General features: G+C 61.6%; 14 protein-coding genes and 1 tRNA gene. All 15 read left to right on the top strand.

The window, feature by feature from the left end; genetic code table 11:
- Positions 1–68: 68 nt before the first annotated feature.
- Positions 69–1,460: a CPBP family intramembrane glutamic endopeptidase gene (locus CQR48_RS07480; protein WP_101452482.1), complete on the top strand. Its 1,392-nt coding sequence runs from the start codon at positions 69–71 to the stop codon at positions 1,458–1,460.
- 77 nt (positions 1,461–1,537) lie between these two features.
- Positions 1,538–2,047: a holo-ACP synthase gene (locus tag CQR48_RS07475; RefSeq protein ID WP_033506172.1), complete on the top strand. Its 510-nt coding sequence runs from the start codon at positions 1,538–1,540 to the stop codon at positions 2,045–2,047.
- 139 nt (positions 2,048–2,186) lie between these two features.
- On the top strand, positions 2,187–3,998 hold the full coding sequence (locus tag CQR48_RS07470; RefSeq protein ID WP_101452481.1) for an amylosucrase: 1,812 nt from the start codon (positions 2,187–2,189) through the stop codon (positions 3,996–3,998).
- 158 nt (positions 3,999–4,156) lie between these two features.
- A tRNA-Gly gene (locus CQR48_RS07465) sits at positions 4,157–4,230 on the top strand.
- Between the two features lie 827 nt (positions 4,231–5,057).
- Positions 5,058–5,699 (top strand): hypothetical protein, encoded by a 642-nt coding sequence (locus tag CQR48_RS07460; RefSeq protein ID WP_044092801.1) that lies wholly within the window; start codon positions 5,058–5,060, stop codon positions 5,697–5,699.
- Between the two features lie 145 nt (positions 5,700–5,844).
- On the top strand, positions 5,845–6,114 hold the full coding sequence (gene rpsO, locus CQR48_RS07455; protein ID WP_015451031.1) for a 30S ribosomal protein S15: 270 nt from the start codon (positions 5,845–5,847) through the stop codon (positions 6,112–6,114).
- A gap of 334 nt (positions 6,115–6,448) precedes the next feature.
- Positions 6,449–9,169, top strand: coding sequence for a polyribonucleotide nucleotidyltransferase (locus tag CQR48_RS07450; RefSeq protein ID WP_015451030.1), 2,721 nt, complete (start codon positions 6,449–6,451; stop codon positions 9,167–9,169).
- A gap of 434 nt (positions 9,170–9,603) precedes the next feature.
- Complete coding sequence (locus CQR48_RS07445) at positions 9,604–10,167, top strand: LemA family protein (protein WP_015451029.1); 564 nt, start codon at positions 9,604–9,606, stop codon at positions 10,165–10,167.
- Positions 10,168–10,281: 114 nt separating this feature from the next.
- A complete protein-coding gene (locus tag CQR48_RS09195) occupies positions 10,282–12,474 on the top strand; it encodes a DUF2207 domain-containing protein (protein WP_180334584.1) in 2,193 nt (730 codons plus the stop codon).
- Between the two features lie 18 nt (positions 12,475–12,492).
- On the top strand, positions 12,493–13,989 hold the full coding sequence (locus CQR48_RS07435; RefSeq protein ID WP_101452480.1) for a DUF2207 family protein: 1,497 nt from the start codon (positions 12,493–12,495) through the stop codon (positions 13,987–13,989).
- Between the two features lie 254 nt (positions 13,990–14,243).
- Positions 14,244–15,107 (top strand): aldo/keto reductase, encoded by an 864-nt coding sequence (locus CQR48_RS07430; protein WP_101452479.1) that lies wholly within the window; start codon positions 14,244–14,246, stop codon positions 15,105–15,107.
- 168 nt (positions 15,108–15,275) lie between these two features.
- Positions 15,276–16,784 (top strand): peptidase U32 family protein, encoded by a 1,509-nt coding sequence (locus CQR48_RS07425; protein ID WP_244898967.1) that lies wholly within the window; start codon positions 15,276–15,278, stop codon positions 16,782–16,784.
- A 352-nt stretch (positions 16,785–17,136) separates the two neighbouring features.
- Complete coding sequence (locus CQR48_RS07420; RefSeq protein ID WP_101452478.1) at positions 17,137–18,180, top strand: purine nucleoside phosphorylase YfiH/LACC1 family protein; 1,044 nt, start codon at positions 17,137–17,139, stop codon at positions 18,178–18,180.
- A gap of 97 nt (positions 18,181–18,277) precedes the next feature.
- Positions 18,278–19,213 carry an IspD/TarI family cytidylyltransferase gene (locus CQR48_RS07415; RefSeq protein ID WP_244898966.1) on the top strand — a complete coding sequence of 312 codons (936 nt, stop codon included), beginning with the start codon at positions 18,278–18,280 and terminating at the stop codon, positions 19,211–19,213.
- Positions 19,214–19,278: 65 nt separating this feature from the next.
- The gene (locus CQR48_RS07410; protein ID WP_033506057.1) at positions 19,279–19,956 is read left to right on the top strand and encodes a pyroglutamyl-peptidase I; all 678 of its coding nucleotides are present in this window, start codon (positions 19,279–19,281) and stop codon (positions 19,954–19,956) included.
- The last annotated feature ends 91 nt before the right edge of the window (positions 19,957–20,047 follow it).

Genomic DNA, 20,047 nt, shown 5'->3' with positions numbered 1-20,047 from the left:
GGCAACACGACGATGGCGACAGCGCACGGCAGCCTCGCATGCGCGGGGCGCGGCAGGAAAGAGAACACATGAGCAACCAGAGCGATGATGCAGACAAGACTTGCACAAATCGGCCGGAACATGTCGCACCGACCGGTCAGCAGCCGCCGATGATGCAGCCGCAGCAGACCGCGCGGCAGGAATATCAGCAGGTCCCGCCAGCGCAGGCCAGTGCGCAGCCTCAGCCATATCCGCAATTCCCGCAGCCGGCGGCTCCGGCGGCGCCATACCCGAATTCCGCGTATCCGGTCCAGATACAGGTGCCGCCCTACCCGTACCAGCCGTACCAGTATCAGGCGGTCCCGCCCCAGTCATATCAGCCATACCCTTATCCGCCTCAAGCCGCGCCGCCCTACCAGCAGGCCCCGCCATACCCCTACCCGCCGCAGCCGATGCCACAGGCCCAACAGCCTGCATGGATTCCTCGACGCTTCCTCACCTACGCCCAGCAGGTGCGTCGTGCGGTCGGCCGCGAGGCGCGGCTTGTGCTGTTCTATTGCGTGGTCATGACGGCTGTCGCGCTGGTCGCCCAGATGACCATCGCCACGGTGATGATTCTTCAAGGCACCCCCGAATCGGAGGTGTTCAGTGACGCATTCAGCAATCGGATATCCGGCGCCGTCAGTCTGATTGCCCTCGTCGGATGCGCGATCTACCTGGCCCTCATGCGTTCGCAGGACCCGTTATGGCGCGGCTTGCCGCACGAGCTGCGTCTGGAACTGACCGGCAGCGGCGAACGCGCGCACCGCAAGATGACGCCTGTCGTCTTTCTGCTTGCCATCATGCTGATTCTCGGCGCTTCCGACGTCTACACCTTCATCCTCGAACCGGCGCTTGACTGGCTGTCCGGCCTGTTCGACCTCCAGCCCAGCACGGCGATGGACAGCATCGACGCCTCGATGGGCACGCTGGCGATGGTCCTGTACGCCGGCTTCTTCGGCCCGATTATGGAGGAGCTGTTGTTCCGCGGCCTGGTGATGCCTGCGCTCGCCAAGTACGGCAAAGTGTTCTCAATCGTCACGAGTGCGGTGCTGTTCGGTTTCTTCCACACGGATCTGTTGCAAGGCACCTACGCGATTCTCGTCGGACTGGTCTTGGGCTATATCGCCGCCGAATACGGGCTGGTGTGGTCGATCGCACTGCATATCACGAATAATTTCGTCTTCTCCGACCTGTTCTCCCGCTTGCTGACCGTGATGCCGGAAAATGCGCAGAACATCGTCGGCTATGGGCTCTACATCGCGGTCGGCGTGGGTTCCCTGCTGTACCTTGTCTTGCGGTTCAGAGATATCCGCGGGTACATGAAGGCCAACCGCAGCCCGCAGGGTACAGTTGCGGCGTGCTGGAATTCGCCGTGGTTCCTGGTGTTCCTCGGGTTGTCGCTCCTCTTCGCGTTCGTGACCGGATTTACTGCGGTGTGATGATGCGCGATTCGGACGAAACGGCGGTATCGAAGGCGGCGATGACGTCAAGCGTTGCGATGGCGGCGATGACGGCGATGGATGGGCAGGAACCCGGGGACCGTATTGCCGGTCTCGGCCATGATGTCGTGGCACTGGACGTTTTCGCCGAACAGCTCGCGGAACCCGATGGGGGCATGCGCCGGCTGTTCTCGCCGCGCGAACTGCGGCAGAGCGCCTTGCGCGGCCGACTCAAGGCGGATGGTGACGCTGTGCATCTCGCCGCACGCTGGGCCGGCAAGGAAGCGGTAATCAAGGCGTGGTGCGAGGCGCTGGGGGAGACCTGCCCGCTTCCGTACACCGTGGACAACGTCCCGTGGGCGCGGATCGAGATTCTTGATGATGCCCGTGGGGTGCCGCATGTGGTGCTTGCCGACGATGACGCACGGGCACTGTCCGAGGCCTTGCGCGGTGTCCAACGTGACGTGCCCACAGCGTCGGATGCCGGCGCACAACCGGGGGAGGGCGCGCGCTGGCGTTGGCATATCTCCCTGAGCCATGACGGCCCGGTCGCCTCGGCGGTCGCGATATTGGTCGTTCGCAGATAGCACCGCTCCCGCGGCGTGGAATCAGTGGAATATCGCCGCATCCGGAGTGTCGCGTTGCCCGGCTCGAACCGGTTCGATATACTGAAAGCTCCTGGATCCGAACGAACCGGTCCCAGGATGAGAGACATAGGAGTTTCAGATGGCTGCCAAGCATATCGATACCGTATTCGCCGAGCGTCTCGCGCCGCGTCGCGCCGAACTCGAAGAGTTGTTCCATTCGCTGTACGGCGATTCGCCGGAACTCGCGCATTTTGAACGTGTTATGGCCAAAGCGCACGCCGACCGGCCCGCCGACCTCAAGAGCCTCGACGTCGCCCGCGAGCAGGACCCTCAGTGGTACCGCCGCGGCGACATGTTCGGCATGACCATGTATACCGACCTGTTCGCGGGCAAACTGACCGACCTCGCCAAACATATCGACTATCTCAAAGAGCAACATCTGACCTATCTGCACCTCATGCCGCTGCTAACCATGCCGCATCCGGACAACGACGGCGGCTACGCCATCGAGGATTTCGACACCGTCGACCCATCCATCGGCACCAATCAGGACCTCGCCGACCTCACCGCGAAACTGCGCAAAGCCGGCATCAGCCTATGCCTTGATTTCGTCATGAACCACACCGCCTCGACCCACCGGTGGGCGAAAGCGGCGCAGGCCGGCGACCCCGAATACCAGGACTATTACTTCTGCTACGACGACCGCACCATCCCCGACCAGTACGATGCCGTCGTCCCACAGGTCTTCCCGACCGCCGCGCCCGGCAACTTCACATGGAACGAGCGGATGGGCAAATGGGTCATGACCCAGTTTTACCCGTTCCAATGGGACCTCAACTACCGTAACCCCAAGGTCTTCGTCGCCATGATGTCCAGCCTGCTGCATTTGGCCAATCTCGGCGTCGAAGTCTTCCGCATCGACGCGGTGCCGTACATCTGGAAGCAGCTCGGCACCAACTGCCGCAACCTGCCGCAGGTCCACACCATCGTGCGCATGATGCGCATCATGTCCGAAATCGTCTGCCCAGCCGTCGTGTTCAAAGGTGAGGTCGTCATGGCCCCCAAGGAGCTCGCCGCCTACTTCGGCACCCCCGAAAAGCCCGAATGCCACATGCTGTACAACGTGTCCGTCATGGTCAACTTGTGGAGCGCGCTCGCCAACGGCGATACCCGGCTGCTGAAAACCCAGATCGACAAGCTCGACGCGCTGCCCGACAACTGCTGGTTCGTCAACTATCTGCGCTGCCATGACGACATCGGCTGGGGCCTGGACGAGGATGTCGAACGCCAGCTGGGCATCGACCCGCTCAAGCATAAGGAATTCCTGTACCACTTCTATGAGGGCATGGTGCCTGGCAGCTGGTCGATGGGCGAACTGTACAACTACGATCCGGCGTCCGGCGATGCGCGTAGCTGCGGAACCACGGCGAGCCTGTGCGGCATCGAACGGGCGATCATCACGCATGACCGGCCGCTGTACGAGCGCTCAATCCAGCGTGACCTGCTTATGCATCACGCGATGGGCTTCCTGCGTGGGTTCCCGATGCTCAACTGCGGCGACGAAATCGGTCAGCTCAACGGCTGGGATTATAAGGAAGACCCGGACCGTGTCGCCGACAGTCGCAATCTGCACCGCAGCAAGTTCAACTGGAAGAACGCCGCGAAGCGCGATGTCCCTGGAACCTTGCCGAACCGGCTGTGGGAAGGCATGGCGGATGTGCGGCAGATGCGCTCGGACCCATGCTTCGCCCCCAACGCTTGGGTGACGACGTGGGACGCACATGATGACGGCGTTCTCGCGATGGTCCGGCAGGCGGGCGGGCGCACGCTGCTCGGCGTGTTCAATTTCGCGAACCGCGATGCGACGGCCACGCTCGACAGCATTGAGGGCGTAAGCCTGCCGCGCACGGTGGTGCTCAAGCCGTACGAGTGGAAAATCGAGGTCTGCTGACGCGGTTTGTCATAGCGGCCGATGCGATCGCCAATCCGTCTGTTGTGTGAGCCGGCTGTCGCATGACAGCGGTGGAAGATCTGCGGCGCGCGGCGCGTCGTCGCGGTTTCGTGTATAATGACACGAGTTGCGCCGTATGCTTGCAGATGGTGCGATACGCGGATGTAGCTCAATGGTAGAGCCTCAGTCTTCCAAACTGATTACGCGGGTTCGATTCCCGTCATCCGCTCCACAAGCCCCGGAATCCCGGGGCTTTTCCATTCCCGCGCAGCCGCCCTCCTTCCCCAAACTGGTTACGCTGGGAGCGCTGTTGCCGTCGCCAGTGTCTGTGTGACTTCGCGGTCCGATATGCCGGCACCGGCCTTGGGGCAGTCGGAGAAGGCGAGTCTCAATATCTCGCGTTTGGACGCCGATTTGGCGAGTTGTCCAGGAAAAAGTCGGAAAAACTCGCGCCTGACACCTGATTTCGTGAGAAATTGAGATTTTGCAAGGTGATCGAAGCGGCGGCCAATCTTGAGAATCCAGCAATATCAACGGTTTTGAGGTGCCGTCAGTCTCGTGTGCCACGCGGGAAATCCGGAAAAAATCAGCAAACAGCACGGTTGACGAGAGATGTTGAGACTTTTCTCTTAATATCTCGCCGGCACACGCTGATTCTCGCAGATATTGAGATTTTGTCTGTCCTGATCGCCTGACGATAAGGGAGATGTATGTGACGATGCCCTGCCCCGATTCGTGCGCATCCATCCGGCATGCGGCATACTAGAGTGGATAGCGAAACAACGCGTGTGGCCATCGCGCCGCATGTCCGGACAAGTGAGGCAATGGATGGCGGAGACGAGCCCACACAACAACGCAAACGCGGGCGGGGCGAACACTGACGTGATCGATATGGATGCGACCAAGGCGTCGGACCGCGTCATTGACCTCTCCGATGCGGGCAAAGCGGCCGTCCCCTCTACGATTGGCGACGCAGACGATTCTGCCGTCTCCTCCTCGGCGCAAGCCACCACCGCCGATTCCAGCACCGCTCCGGACGAATCGAATACCGCGACCGAAATCGTGCGGGGGAAGGTCGAACACGTGGATGTGTCCAAACATCCCGAACCCACCATCCCAGACAGCGATTTGTCGTTGGCAGATATCGAACGCAGCAAGTCACATCCGGTGCAATGGGCGGTGTTCGCAATATTGCTGCTCTTGGCCATCATCGTGCCGTACGGCATCGGCCGTGATATCGCCGTGCGCAATACCTCCGATTTGGTCGCCGCGGTCAGCAAGCTGTCTGTGCAAGGGGTCATGTTCATCTCTTGGCTGGTCACGGTGCTCGCGTTCACGGGTCTTGGCATGTTGATTGTCGACACGCGCCGTTGGCTGTGGCGAGTGGTGTTCGTGCTCGGGGTCATCGCCGAGCAGTTCATCGCGGGCATGTGCCTGTTGCGATTCAATTTCTGGTATTCGACGTATGTCGTGTATGGTTCGGACGCACCGCTGGCGAACGCCGCGAACCTCGGGATCATGGCGGCGGGCGCCGCGGTGGCGGTCTACGCGCTGGTGTTCGTCGGGCTGCTGGTCGCGATCCGAAAGGATTCCCCGCTCAACGCGCTCACGCACAGCTGGGCTTCACTCACCATGTTCTTTGTGATTGAGGTGGCCGCGTTGTGCATCGTGATGTTCGGCGGCCTGCTCGAGGCGGTTTGAACGTCGGTGCATCGTTGACGTCGCCATGCCATAGGTTTTCCATACCTTGGTTTACAATTATATTTTGGCGTGTTTCGCCCGCGGATAGAGAGCGCTCCGGCATTGGGCCGGTGGCACCGCGCAGCTAGAACCCAAGGAGGAAGCCGTGGCACTTACGGCTCAGGACAAGCAGGAAATCATCAGCAAGTACGCGACGCACGAAGGCGACACCGGTTCCCCGGAGGTCCAGGTTGCACTGCTGACCAAGCGCATCACCGATCTGACCGAGCATCTCAAGACCCACAAGCACGATCATCATTCGCGCCGTGGTCTGCTGCTCATGGTCGGCGACCGTCGTCGTCTGCTTGACTATCTCAAGCGCGAGGACATCGATCGTTACCGTTCCCTGATCGACCGTCTCGGCCTGCGTCGATAGAAGACTTACGCCCGTGCCTTGTGCGCGGGCGCTCGTATATCACGCTCGAACTCATAAACGTCCCGCCCACAGGGGGCGGACCGATGTCGGCGGCGGCAGACAGCATGGCAGCGCCTGTCGCCGCCTTCGAGGCAAGACAACACCAGGGGCCGGCGGGGCATGCACGGGGTGCGATGCCGCAAGCGAAAAGTCAACGAATAAGTGAATAATGGAACTGACGTTCTGACACGAGGAAAACGAAGGATTCGCGGCCAGGTATGCCGCGTGACACGCAAGGCCTGCGTCAGGTCAGTAATGGTTTAGGTAGATAGATAATCAAACAAAGGAGGAACCCTTGGAGGGTCCCGAAATCAAGGCCGTAGAGGCCGTAATCGACAATGGTTCATTTGGCAAGCGCACGTTGCGTTTTGAGACGGGTCGTCTCGCCCAGCAGGCGGATGGGGCTGTGGCCGCCTATCTTGATGATGATTCGATGGTCCTGTCCACCACCACGGCCGGCTCCAGCCCGAAGGAGAACTACGACTTCTTCCCGCTGACCGTTGACGTGGAAGAGAAGATGTACGCCGCGGGCAAGATCCCGGGCTCCTTCTTCCGCCGTGAGGGCCGCCCGAGCTCCGAGGCGATTCTCGCTTGCCGTATCATCGACCGCCCGCTGCGCCCGCTGTTCCCGCACACGCTGCGCAACGAAGTGCAGGTCGTGGAGACCGTGCTCGCCGTCAACCCTGACGACGCCTACGATGTGCTTGCCCTGAACGCCGCATCCGCGTCCACCATGATTTCCGGTCTGCCGTTCGAAGGTCCGGTTTCCGGCGTGCGTCTCGCCCTGATTGACGGCCAGTGGGTCGCCTTCCCGCGCTGGAGCGAGCGTGAGCGCGCGGTCTTCGAGATCGTCGTCGCAGGCCGTGTGGTCGAGAACGGTGATGTCGCAATCGCCATGATCGAGGCCGGTGCCGGCAAGAACGCCTGGCACCTCATCTATGACGAGGGCCAGACCAAGCCGGATGAGGAAGTCGTCGCCGGCGGTCTTGAGGCCGCCAAGCCGTTCATCAAGGCGATTTGCGAGGCCCAGAACGAGCTCAAGGCCAAGGCTCCGAAGCCAGCCAAGGAGTTCCAGCTGTTCCCGGAGTACACCGAGGACCTCTACAACCGCATCGACGAGATTGCCCACTCCCAGCTCGACGAAGCCCTGTCCATCGCGGAAAAGCTGCCTCGTCAGGAGCGCATCCACGAAATCAAGGAACAGGTGCGCGAGCAGCTGGCCAACGAGTTCACCGACATGGACGACGCCGAGAAGGAAAAGGAACTCGGCAACGCGTTCAAGGAGCTGCAGCGCCAGATTGTGCGCCGTCGCATCCTGACCCAGGACTACCGCATCGACGGCCGCGGCCTGCGCGACATCCGCACCCTGTCTGCCGAAGTGGACATCGTGCCGCGCGTGCACGGCTCCGCCCTCTTCCAGCGCGGCGAAACCCAGATCCTGGGTGTCACCACGCTCGGCATGCTCAAGATGGAACAGCAGATCGACGCGCTGAGCGGCCCGCAGTCCAAGCGGTACATGCACAACTACGAGATGCCGCCGTATTCGACCGGCGAAACCGGCCGTGTCGGCTCCCCGAAGCGCCGCGAAATCGGCCATGGCGCCCTCGCAGAGAAGGCTCTTGTGCCGGTGCTGCCGAGCCGCGAGGAGTTCCCGTACGCCATCCGTCAGGTCTCCGAGGCCATCGGTTCCAACGGTTCCACTTCCATGGGCTCCGTGTGCGCCTCCACTCTGTCGCTGCTGTCCGCCGGCGTGCCGCTGAAGGCCCCGGTTGCAGGCATCGCGATGGGCCTGGTCTCTGGTGACGTTGACGGCCAGCACATCTACAAGACGCTGACCGACATCCTGGGCGCTGAGGACGCGTTCGGCGATATGGACTTCAAGGTGGCTGGCACTTCTGAGTTCATCACCGCGTTGCAGCTGGACACCAAGCTCGACGGCATTCCGGCAGACGTACTCGCCGCCGCCCTGCAGCAGGCGAAGGAAGCCCGCGCCACGATTCTCGACTTGATCAACGAGTGCATCGACGGCCCGGCCGAGATGAGCCCGTTCGCTCCGCGTATCATCACCACCAAGGTGCCTGTCGACAAGATCGGCGAGGTCATCGGCCCGAAGGGCAAGATGATTAATCAGATCCAGGAGGACACCGGCGCCGAGATCACCATCGAGGACGACGGCACCGTCTACATCTCCTCCGAGGGTGGCGAGGCTGCCGAGAAGGCGAAGGGCATCATCGATTCCATCGCCAACCCGCATGTCCCTGAACCGGGCGAGGTCTACAACGGCAAGGTCGTTAAGACCACCAGCTTCGGCGCGTTCGTGAACCTGACCCCGGGCACCGACGGCCTGCTGCACATCTCCCAGGTGCGTAACCTCGCCAACGGCGAGCGTATCGACGCCGTTGAGGACGTGCTCAAGGAAGGCGACACCGTCGAGGTCGTCGTGCAGGGTGTTGATGACCGCGGCAAGATCTCCCTGGCCATCCCCGGTTTCGAGGACCAGGAGTCTTCGGCTCCACGTTCCGCCGGTCGCGGGCGTGACGAGCGTCGTGGCGGCGGCCGTGGCCGTCGTGATGAGGGCGAGGATCGCGGATATCGCGGTGGCCGTCGTTCCCGCGATGACCGTGACGAGCGTGATGATGAGTATGATGATCGTCCGCGTCGTGGCCGTCGTTCCGACCGTGATGACCGTGACGACCGTTACGATGACGACCGCCGTCCGTCTCGCCGCAGCCGTGACGACCGTTATGATGATGAGCGTCCGTCCCGTCGTTCCCGCGATGACCGTGACGAGCGTGATGATGAGTATGATGATCGTCCGCGTCGTGGCCGTCGTTCCGAGCGTTCGGAGCGTGACGACCGTGGTGGCCGTGGCTATCGTGGCGGTCGTCGTGACGATCGCAACCCGCGCTATGCGGCGGATGACCACTACGACGAGTATCGCGCCGACCGCGAGGAGCGTCATGAGCGTCCGCGTCGCCGTGTGCGCCGCGATTTCGATCCGTTCGAGGAGAACTGATCGCGCATCGGTTCGGCTGCGTGCCGGAACGCCTGTACATGGCATAATCGTCCGGTTCGGCTGAACTGATTGTGGCTAATCGATTGATTGGCTGATTGGGCCGTCGGGAGTATTTCCCGGCGGCCCTTTTGCATGGAATGTCTTGTACTCTCAAACGTCGTGTGCCCTGAACGTCTTGTGTATGGAAGGTCTTAGCACCTGAACGTCCTGCGCTCTGGAACGTCCTGTGCCGCCGCAGCCGTGGCGCTCCCTTTCACAAACCGTCTACGCTAACAGGCGGTTTAGCGTCACCAGTTTGGGAAGTACGATGTTCTCGATGGGTAGGCCACAAGCATCCAAGGAATTAGCCATTGGTACAAGCCTTCTGAGATACTGGTATTGCAGGCTGTCCCTGCCGGGCTCGAGAGACCCCGATGTCTTCGAAGGAGAGAACGATGGTGTGGATCATCATTGCCGTCATCGTGCTGCTGATCATTGTGTGGATGATCAGCGCCTACAACAATCTGGTCACCCTGCGCAATCGGGTCAAGAACGGCTGGGCGCAGATTGATGTCCAGCTCAAGCAGCGTGCCGATCTGGTGCCGAACCTTGTGGAAACCGTCAAGGGGTACGCCGCCCATGAATCCCAGGTACTCACGCAGGTCACGGAGGCTCGCGCCAAGGCCGTCGCCGTGGCCGCCGACAAGCAGGCGGGTACTGCGGAACGCATTGCCGCAGAGAACGAGCTGACCCGCGCCCTGTTCAACCTGCAGGCCACCGCTGAGGCGTATCCGCAACTTCAAGCGAATCAGAACTTCATGGATCTGCAACACCAGCTGCAGGATCTCGAACAGAAGATCGCCTACGCGCGTCAGTTCTATAACGATGTCGTCATGAAGCTCAACAACGCAATCGAGACCTTCCCGAGCAATATCGTGGCAGGCCTGTTCCACTTCGAGCAGGCGGATTACTTCCAGGTGGACGACGCCTCCAGGCTTGCCCCGCAAGTGAAGTTCTGAGCCGAATCCATAGAGGCTCACAGGTAAGTTCTCCAAGTGGTCCGCGGTGCTTACAGTGCCGCGGACCGCGGGGATTGTCGTCGTGGATTTTCGAGGATAGTCGGAAGGGCAAATATGCAGAACCGGGGCAATACTTGGCTGAAGACCATTGCAATCATGGTCGCGGTGACGTTGGTCGCCGCCGCCGCGTTGGTCTTGACGACTGGTTGGACCAGCTCCCCAGATCTGTCATATCGGAGCGTGGACTATCAGGTCAAGGTGATGGCCAACGGCGACCTGCGCATCACCGAACATATCGATGTCAAGCTCCAGAACCGTGACAGGCCTTGGCGGCAACTGTATCAGCGCTACACGCTGGACCCTGACAAACTCACCGCAATTACGGACATTAGCGTGCGCAACACCACTGCCGGGGTGAGCTATTCGCAGGCAGACCCCATCATCGCCGGCTCGCAGACCATCTCCCAGTGGAACAGCCAGTATGCAGGGCACTGGTATATCGGTACTGTAGACTCCAGCGACTCGCTGCAACAGTACGATCCCGCCTCCACAACCAACGGCACCGTGGAGCTCGGCTGGAATATTCCGGCAGTCAATGCCGCCGACAGCATCGGCTTCGATATTTCTATGACGTTCAAAGGCGTCGCCACGGCATACGACGATGTCGCCGCATTCCAGTGGGAGCCCGTGGGCGAATCAAACAGCGTCCCAATCGGCAAACTGACCGGTACCGTCACCTTCCCGGAGGGAATCAGCGAGAAGAACTCGTGGGCGTGGCTGCATTATGAGGGCACATCAACCACTTCGCGCGGCAAGGGAGGGTCGCTCAATTTCACCGCGTACGACGTGAAATCCGGCATGTACCTGGATCTGGTCACCATGTACGACGTGTCAGCGACCAAAGATGTCGCCCGTCACGTCAGCGGCGAATACCGCAGCACACTGATGAGCACGGAACAGCGCAAAGAGCAGGAGTGGAACTCGAAACGCAAGGTGGAAGCCGCGCTGCTGATCGCCAAGATTGCGCTCGCCGTGATTATCGGCATCCTGATCATGCTCTGCCTAATCATGGCGATCATCCGCAGCAAGCGCAAAGCGGCGTTCCCCCAAGACCCCGGGTACCGCCGCGATCCGCCGGATATGAGCCCGAACAATGCCGCGCAGCTCAATGGGGTGATTGAGCACATCTCTTCTGATCAGACCCAGTCGCGCGCGTTGAATGCTACCATGCTGTCACTCGCCTCGAAACACGCCATCAGGATCCTGCCCGGCTCGGTAGCCTCGTATGGCGCCATCGACGTGTCCCATCCGGACGGCGCAACCGTGTCATCCTATGTCAACACCCCGCAGGTAGCGGCATCCGTGACATCGGTCCCGTCCTACTACAACGTGACGATCGCAATCGAACCTGGCAGCTATGACCCTGCGCACCGCGACGCGTTGAACCTGTGCGAGTCGGAGAGCGCGCTGCTTGACTACTTACAACTGGTGGGCGAACACCACGCGTCCCGCGTGTTCGACATGCAACAGATGCGCGCCATGATGAATGACTGGGAGGAGGGCGCCAGGAAGCTACAGGACCTGAAACTCAAGTTCATTCTGGAGTACGGCAAGCTCAACGCGTCCACCTCATACGGCGGCTGGAGCAATCTCGTGGCTTGCCTGAGCGTGGTATATGCGATTGTGTGCCACAACATGTTTGCCAGCAACCTGTTCCTGCAATTCGTGACCGTCCTGCCGGTCGCCTGCTGCGTCGGTGCGTACATCGGCCTCATACATCTCCAGGTGCTCACCGACAAGGGCAAGGCACTGGCCACCCAGATCGACGCATTCAAGCGCTACATCACCGATTTCAGTGATTTCAAGGATCGCGGCGCTGCCGATCTCGCCTTGTGGGACCGGTATCTCGTGTATGCGGCGGCTTTCGGATTATCCGAGGTAGTCATGCGGCAACTGGCCCAGGCGGCCCCCGAGCTGTCCGATGCGCGATGGCTTGACGAGAACGCCACCGATTCGCTGCTGTACTGGATGTACCGCCCGAGCCTGTGGTCCTTCGACTTCGGGCCGAATGCGGGCGCTGCGTTTGGCGGTGCTGCGGCAGGCGCCTCGTTTACGCCATCGTCCTTCACTGATCTGGGTGACCAGCTGAGCGCCGGATTCGCACAGGTCTCGGATGCCGCGCAGACTTTGCTCGCCCCGGCAAGCTCGTCGTCGGGCGGCGGTTTCTCTGGTGGTAGCTTCTCCGGTGGTGGCGGCTTCGGCGGTGGTGGCGGCGGAGCCGGCGGCGGCAGTTTCGGCGGCCGCTGACACCGAGGCGAAGATACCGTGTATATCGTTGATGCCGGCGGCAGGCCGGACCATGCGCTGGATTGGCTGTCGGCTATGCCGTTGCCGCATTTCCTCGAGCATCATCGGGTGCTGCGCGGGGCATTCGCGGGTCTTATCGTGCTCGCGCTCAGTATCGTGTTGATGCTGTACATCATGGGTGCCCGGTTCCGTTCCGACGTGTTGCAGGCCGTGAGCAGTGCGGCGCCGCCGAGCTTGTCGACCGGTCAGTTGAATCTGCTCGCGTTGTGCGTTGCGCTCGCGGTGGCCGGACTCGTATCGATGGTCGCCGCCGCCTTGAGCGCACGCGTGGTGAAAAGCATCGGATATTGGCGCCAGGAACCGGATATCAGTCCGGCAAGCGCTGCTTGGATTCGCGGCATGATGAACGGGCGAGATTGGTCCAGTGTGCTTCCCCGCGCACTGGCCGCGTCGGTGCTGTCGCTTGCTTCCAAAGGCGCGATCGCGCTGCTGCCTGGGAATGTGGGTCGTAACGCCGCCGCCGGGGCGGCGGGCGGGAAGCAAACTGCCGGCCATCCAGGCGAATACATCGCCGACGCTTACGGCAACCCCCGCGCTTCTGTCGCATTCGCTGACGTACCGGGCGCGCAGGTCCTCGATGCGATGCCGGGACAAACGTTCACGCCAGTGTCGCCGCAGCCGTCCACCCCAACAGGGGTGCCCAGACCGGCAGTTGCCGTCACGCCCTCACCGTATGCTCCGGCCGATTCTGGTACATCCCCCGGCAAGACAACGCCTGACCCCATTCATCGCGTAGCAGACGGCTGGCTGGGATTTGACGGCCCCGAGGGCAGCGTCACCACCATCGTGATCCTGCCCGCTGCTCATGATCCGCACCTTGCCCTGTACGACAGCGAAATGGCTGCGCTTGATGTTTTGGAACGTGTGGCGCAGCATAAGGGCGTCACCATGTTCGACACCTCGCAGATGCGTGAAACATACCGCAATTGGGGTGACGGCACGCAGGCACTCACCGGTTTTTCCGACCGGATGCGGCTGGAATTCCGCGGTTTGCATGCCACCCATCGTGTGGGGCGGCTCGCGCTGGTATGTGGGCTGGTGCTGCTGCCTGTCTCGTTCGTCGCATTAGCTGTGCTGATGGCACAAGGTCTGATTGCATTGCTCCCGGCGGTGACGATGGTGCTTGCCGTGACGATGCTGCTCGGCACGAATCGGTACGGTTTGACGTATACCGGTCGCTACTATGCGACCCAGGTCAACGGTCTTGCCGACTATCTTGAGGATTTCGGCGAGTTCAAGGATCGTGACATCCCTGATTTGAAGTTGTGGAACCGGTATCTGGTGTTCGCCGCCGCCTTCGGTATCGCCAATAAGGCACTGTGGCGTGGCCGGGACACGATTCCGATTGTTATCGACGAGCAGGAGTTTGAGGACCAGTTCACCTTTGTCGGCATGGCGTTGGACGCAGGCGTTGACCATGTCATCAACCTGTGGAATTGGCTGTTCGGTGACTGACCAAGGCATCCGAAGTGGCAGGCGTCAGAATCCACAGTACCGGTGGATCAGCTGACAGAATCGCCCTGCGTGATTATCGTGCAATTGCTACGTACTCACTGCGAAATCACCGCGAAATCCATATCCGCCCGTAGGCTGGAACTGATTGCGTCAAGCTGCGATAGGTGAATCGGTGCCGAGGCCGCTTGGCCGACGGACACGTTGTCCGGCAGCCGCCTGCCATGAGGGTATGCGGTGTCCGCGAAGGAGGATTCATGACGTTATTCCGTGATCTGGGACCGTTCCACACCACCGCCATCGGGCATGGCGAAATGCCGCTGACCATCGAGAACAACCGCGGACATGCGGTCGGCATCGAGACGCTGCATGCCTCCCTTGACGCCGGATGCCGCCATATCGACACCGCGTGGGCATATTACACGCCCGGCGAGGAGGAGCAGACCGGTGAGAAGCTGGTGCGCGAGGCGCTTGACACGTGGAACGGCCCGCGTGACGAGGTACTGGTCGCCACCAAGGTGGGTTTGCGCCGCGCATGGGACGGCGACAAGCCGATCTGGCCGCGTGACGGCAAGCCGGAGCATCTCATCGAATACGGCAAGCAGTCGGCGCAGGCGCTCGGCGTGGACGCGATCGACCTGCTGTACCTGCACCGCCATGACCCGGAGGTCCCGTACGAGGAGTCCTGCGAAGGCATCAAGGCGCTGCTCGACCAGGGTGTGGCCAAATGGGCGGGCGTGTCGAACGTCACTATCGAACAGCTGGATATCGCCCGGCGCGTGTTGGGCGACAAGCTGGTCGCCGTGCAGAACCAGTATTCCCCGATTCATCTGGAAACTCAGGACACGCTTGATTACTGTGCGAAACTCGGCCTCGCATTCGTGTGCTGGAGTCCGCTTGGCGGGTATCGCCACCCCTACGACGAGCATCTGTTCGACCCGTTCCGTGAAGTCGCCGCGAAGCATGGTGTCAGCTACCAGCGGGTGGTGCTCGCGTGGGAGCTTGCCAAGGGCGACCACATGTTCGTGATTCCGGGCGCGCATCGGCCCGAAACCATCCTTGACTCACTCAAGTCCGACGAACTCGAGCTCAGCCCCGACGAACTCGCCTATCTCGGCTGAGCTGGTCTCCAGCACCTGCTGTCTTCCACAAACTGGTTACGCTGAGGGGCTTGTCAGCGTAACCAGTTCGTGGAATGGAGCGATTCGTGGGGAGGCGGTTCTGGGGAAAAGACGCTGCAGAACGTTGCAGGACGTGTCATCGCGGCGAGGTTGTTATGCTATGCGGTGATGAATGAACAGATGACGACTTCGCAGACTCCACAGGCCGGACAGATTCCGGCGGCGATCACACCAATGACCGCACAGACTTCACAGACCGCGTCGATTGTGGACGCAGCCGCAGCTCCGATTGCGGCGACCTTACGCCATACTCGCCGGCGCCCCGAAGTGCTGGCGCCGGCCGGCAACCTGCGCAGCCTGAAAACCGCAGTCGATTTCGGCGCGGACGCCGTCTATTGCGGTGGCAAGGCCTTCGGCATGCGTTCGGCACCGAAGAATTTCACGCTCGAGGATTTCGAGGAGGGCGCGCGGTACGCGCACAAGCATGGCGCCCGCGTGTACGTTACCTGCAACATCCTGCCGCATAACGACGAGGTCGCGGCCATGCGCGAGTATCTGGGCCAGCTCGCCGAAGTCGGGGTTGACGCGCTGATCGTCACCGATATCGGCATCATGATGGAAGCCCGCCATATCGCCCCGAATCTCGAATTGCATGTGTCCACGCAGGCAGGCGTCACCAACTACGGTGCCGCGAACGCGCTGTACGAACTGGGCGCGAAGCGTGTGGTGCTCGCCCGCGAGCTTGACTTGGACGCGGTCCGTGACATCCGCGCGAACACGCCGGACGATCTTGATATCGAATGCTTCGTGCACGGCTCGATGTGCATGGCCTTCTCCGGGCGCTGCCTGCTGTCGAATTATCTGACCGGACGCAGCGGCAACCACGGCGATTGCGCGCAGCCCTGCCGCTGGAAATACCATGTGGTCGAGGAAAAGCGTCCCGGCCGCTTCTTCCCGGTCGAGGAGAACGGCGAGGGGACGTTCCTGTTCAATTCGCAGGATATGAACATGCTCGGCCATCTTGATGACCTCATCGACGCGGGAGCGACGAGCCTGAAAATCGAGGGCCGGGCGAAAAGCGCATATTACGTTGCCGCAGTCACGAACGCCTACAAGACGGCGGTGGACGCGTATATGGTCCAACGCGGGTTCGAGGACGGGCAAGGCCATACGCTGCGGCCGTTCGCCGACCGGGTCCGCCGAACGCCGGCAGGACAACCCGCGTTGCTGGGCGATGCCGCGCGCATGCCCGGTGACGCGCCGCATGTCCGCCTGCCGCAATGGGTGTTGGACGAGCCGTATAAGGTCTCGCACCGCGAATACAGCACGGGCTTCTACTATCCTGAGCAACCGGTCGGGCAAAATACGGACCGCGGCGGGTATTTCCGCGATTGGATCGTCGTGGGCGAAGTGATGTCGTATGACGCTGCGACACAGCGAGTCACGCTCATGAGCCGCAACAAAATCGAAGCCGGGCAGGAAGTCGAGTTCCTGATGCCCGGTCGCGAGCCGCTGCGTATGACCGTGCCGGCGGGTGGGTTCCTTGACGCCGATGGCCATTGGGTTGAATCGGTGAACAACCCCGCCCATGTGTTCTCCATGCCCTGCCCTGAGCCGGTGACCGAGAACGCCGCGATCCGTTCGCGCGCCCGCAATCGCACGCTGAAAGCCGAATAGTCGGGGCGGGCGGCTCGGGTTCGGGTGGAGCCGGCGGTACGGCTCAGTTCGGCCGAGGCCGGGACGTGGCGTATGGCTGATTGCGTATGCCGCAGCATACACGGCACGCTGGATGGTCGGCATCCGCCGTTCCTCTGAGTTGAACTATCCAGCTGCGTATGCCGTGGCATACACAAGTCGTCGAACCCGATGGCATCCTGCCGTTTTTCGCCGCGGTCCGGCAGGCTGCGTATGTCCCGGCGTACGAAATCTGGCAGAACTAGGCAAAACCAGGCAGGGTGCCACGACCACGCTGAGAGTGGGCAAGGTCGGGCGTATGGCGATTGCATGGCATACCGCTAGGATAGGCGGTATGAACGATCCTGCGAACATCGTGGACAGCAACGCCATCCCGCCGGTAGACGAATCCGGCAATCCAATCCCCGTCACCATTCCGGTCATCCTTGCGCCGGGTATCACCGTGACCTACACGACCCGGTTGGGAGGGGTCAGCCAAGACGATTACGCGGCGTGCAATCTGGGCGGCAAATCCGGAGACGACCCCAAACATGTGCTCGCCAACCGGGTGGCTTTGCGCACCGCGGTCGGCGCTGACCTGTCGCTGATCAGTCAAGTCCATTCCGGGGAAGCAGTGGATGTCGACGGTTCCTTCACCATCAACACACCCTTCGGATTCGATGTATCCGGCACCGTGCGGGCAGACGGCACGGCTGCAGACGCCGCGAACTCTGAGGCCACCGACACAGGCGTCGACACGGACAGGCAGCCTCAGGTGGTCGCCGCCGACGGCCAGGTGACCTCGCGCACCGGCATCGCGCTCGGTATCTTCGCAGCGGATTGTCTGCCTGTTCTCATGGCAGATCCGGTATCCGGCATCATCGCGGGTGCGCATTGCGGCAGGCGAGGGTTGGAACGCGACATTATCGCCCATACCATCGATCTCATGTGTTCCAAAGGTGCAGAACGCTCCCGTATCGTCGCCACGCTCGGACCATGTATCTGTGGCGACTGCTATGAGGTAGGTGGGGATATCGCCGACGCGTTCGACGCGAAATTCCCCGGCACCTACACGCTCACCCGCTTCGGCGGCCCTGGCATCGATATTGCCGCCGCCGCCCGCCAGTGCCTGGACAAGGCCGGTGTAAGAGCCGAACGCATCATCGATTCGCGGCCCCGCGTCGCCGCCGCAACGCAATATCTCGCGCAAGACCAGGAACTGCGCGACTTGTGCCGTATCGACAACGAGGGCGATCCTGAGCTTGACGAGCGGGTCGGCGCCATCAAACACAGCCTATGCACCTTGGAGAACCCGCTGTGGTACTCGCATCGCCGCGCCGCGCTCGCGAAGAAAACCCATGAGGGCCGTATGCTCGCCTTGATCTCGCGCCAAGCCTGACCGTCTGTCGGCCGGCGTAGCGCGTGCGATAAAGATTCGGTGCAGAAACCCGCGGATATCGTGGCATCAGGGCATGGTTGCGTTTACGGTGGGGCGTATGTGCGAAGAGAGTCCAGAATCCCAGCATGACCGGCAGCCCGACCGTGCCCGGCAGTCGCAGGCTTGCGATGCCGACCGGCAAGAGGCAGTCCAATCCCAACCGGCCACCGAACCCGCCGAATCAGCCGCCGAATCAGCCGCCGAACCGGCCGCCGCACCAGCCCAGGTCCCTGTGGTCGCGGTGGTGCTGGCTGCGGGCTTCGGAACCCGTTTCGATGCCCGAAACCCCAAGCAATTGGTCGCGGTGGCCAATAAACCGGTGGTGTGCTGGAGCATCGAGGCCTTCGAATACGACCCGAGAATCACGGATATCGTCGTCGTGGTGAACCCGCAGGTGCGCGACGAGGTCGAGCGTCTGGTGGACGAAGGCGGCTACGCGAAAGTCCGTGCAATCATCGAAGGCGGCGCCGAACGCGTAGACAGCACGGAGAGCGCGTTGCAGATGCTTGCGGATTTCGGTATCCCGCAGGACGCGAAGGTGCTGATCCATGATTCGGTGCGTCCGTTCGTCGAGCGGTCCTCGATCGACGGTTGCATCGACGCCTTGGATGAATTCGATGCGGCGACGGTCGCCATGGCCTCGACGGACACGATTCTCGTCACCGAAGATTTGGGCGACCGCAAAGTAGTGCATGCGGTGCCCGATCGCAGCGATATGTTCCGCGCCCAGACCCCGCAGGCCTTCCGCTTCAAGACAATCCGCCACGCATACGAGCTCGCCGCGCAAGACCCGGATTTCCATCCGACCGACGATACTCGCGTCGTCGTGGATTATCTGCCGGATACGCGTGTTGCGATTGTCGCCGGCAGTGAAAGCAATATGAAAATCACCACGCAGGACGATCTGGAGATGGTCAAGCGTTTCGCGTTCGAGGCGACCCGCAAACGCGCCATCGACCGCGTGCAGGGCATGGTGCGTCCCGACGAGGCGTAGGTAGGCGTATATCGGCGTAAGCCCGTGCTCACAGGAGTAATGCGGTTGTGGCTAGACTTGAAGGTATGAAGCAGATCAATGTGGTGATGTCCGGATTCGAGCCATACGAGGGCATCGACGTCAACCCATGTCTCGAGGTGCTGTCTGCGTTGGAACGCGACGGGCTTGCCGGGTTCGCCGAGCAAGACCGCCTTTTGGCTGATGCGCAGGTGACCATCCACACGGTGCTGCTCCCGGTCAGTTTCGCCAAGGCGTGGCCGATGCTGCTGGAGACCATCGAGCGCACGCACCCGGATATCGTCATCGCGACGGGTCTCAAACGTGCGGCGCGTGGCATGCAGTTGGAACGTTGCGCCACCAATCTGATGGACGCCGCCAAACCTGATGCAGACAATCGTCGCCCGCGGCGCATGCCGATTGACCCCGAAGGGCCGGCCGCATATTGGACGCGTCTGCCCCTGCGCTCCATCCTCAAGGATTTCGCCGATCACCATATCCCCGCGACTTTGAGCTCCGACGCGGGCACCTACGTGTGCAACTCGCTGTTCTACAACCTGTTGAACTGGGCTGCGACGAAAGACCATGTCATCGGTGGTTTCCTCAATTTCCCCACGGTCAACGAGCAACCGCACCCCCAGCATGGTCTGCCGCTCGCCCAACAGATCGCGGCGGCGCGTGATGTGGTCCATGAGACGGTGCGCTACTATCTGGAGCCTTCGTCGGGGGAGATTCTGCTCGCATAAGCGGCGTGTGTGCACCTGCGCCGGCGGGCTTCGAACGCAACTGTGAACATGAAGTGATGGCGTTCCTGAACGTCCTATTTTTGGGGTAGAG

The organism is Bifidobacterium thermophilum (genome assembly GCF_002846655.1).
Taxonomy (GTDB): Bacteria; Actinomycetota; Actinomycetes; order Actinomycetales; family Bifidobacteriaceae; genus Bifidobacterium; species Bifidobacterium thermophilum.
Note: the sequence above shows the minus strand (reverse complement) of the source record. Positions and strands in the feature narration are given on the sequence as shown.

Bases quoted from the DNA above. Each gene is read 5' to 3' on its own strand.
- CQR48_RS07480 (WP_101452482.1), top strand. From the start codon at position 69: ATGAGCAACCAGAGCGATGATGCAGACAAGACTTGCACAAATCGGCCG.
- CQR48_RS07475 (WP_033506172.1), top strand. From the start codon at position 1,538: ATGGATGGGCAGGAACCCGGGGACCGTATTGCCGGTCTCGGCCATGAT.
- CQR48_RS07470 (WP_101452481.1), top strand. From the start codon at position 2,187: ATGGCTGCCAAGCATATCGATACCGTATTCGCCGAGCGTCTCGCGCCG.
- CQR48_RS07445 (WP_015451029.1), top strand. From the start codon at position 9,604: ATGGTGTGGATCATCATTGCCGTCATCGTGCTGCTGATCATTGTGTGG.
- CQR48_RS09195 (WP_180334584.1), top strand. From the start codon at position 10,282: ATGCAGAACCGGGGCAATACTTGGCTGAAGACCATTGCAATCATGGTC.
- CQR48_RS07430 (WP_101452479.1), top strand. From the start codon at position 14,244: ATGACGTTATTCCGTGATCTGGGACCGTTCCACACCACCGCCATCGGG.
- CQR48_RS07425 (WP_244898967.1), top strand. From the start codon at position 15,276: ATGAATGAACAGATGACGACTTCGCAGACTCCACAGGCCGGACAGATT.
- CQR48_RS07420 (WP_101452478.1), top strand. From the start codon at position 17,137: ATGAACGATCCTGCGAACATCGTGGACAGCAACGCCATCCCGCCGGTA.
- CQR48_RS07415 (WP_244898966.1), top strand. From the start codon at position 18,278: ATGTGCGAAGAGAGTCCAGAATCCCAGCATGACCGGCAGCCCGACCGT.
- CQR48_RS07410 (WP_033506057.1), top strand. From the start codon at position 19,279: ATGAAGCAGATCAATGTGGTGATGTCCGGATTCGAGCCATACGAGGGC.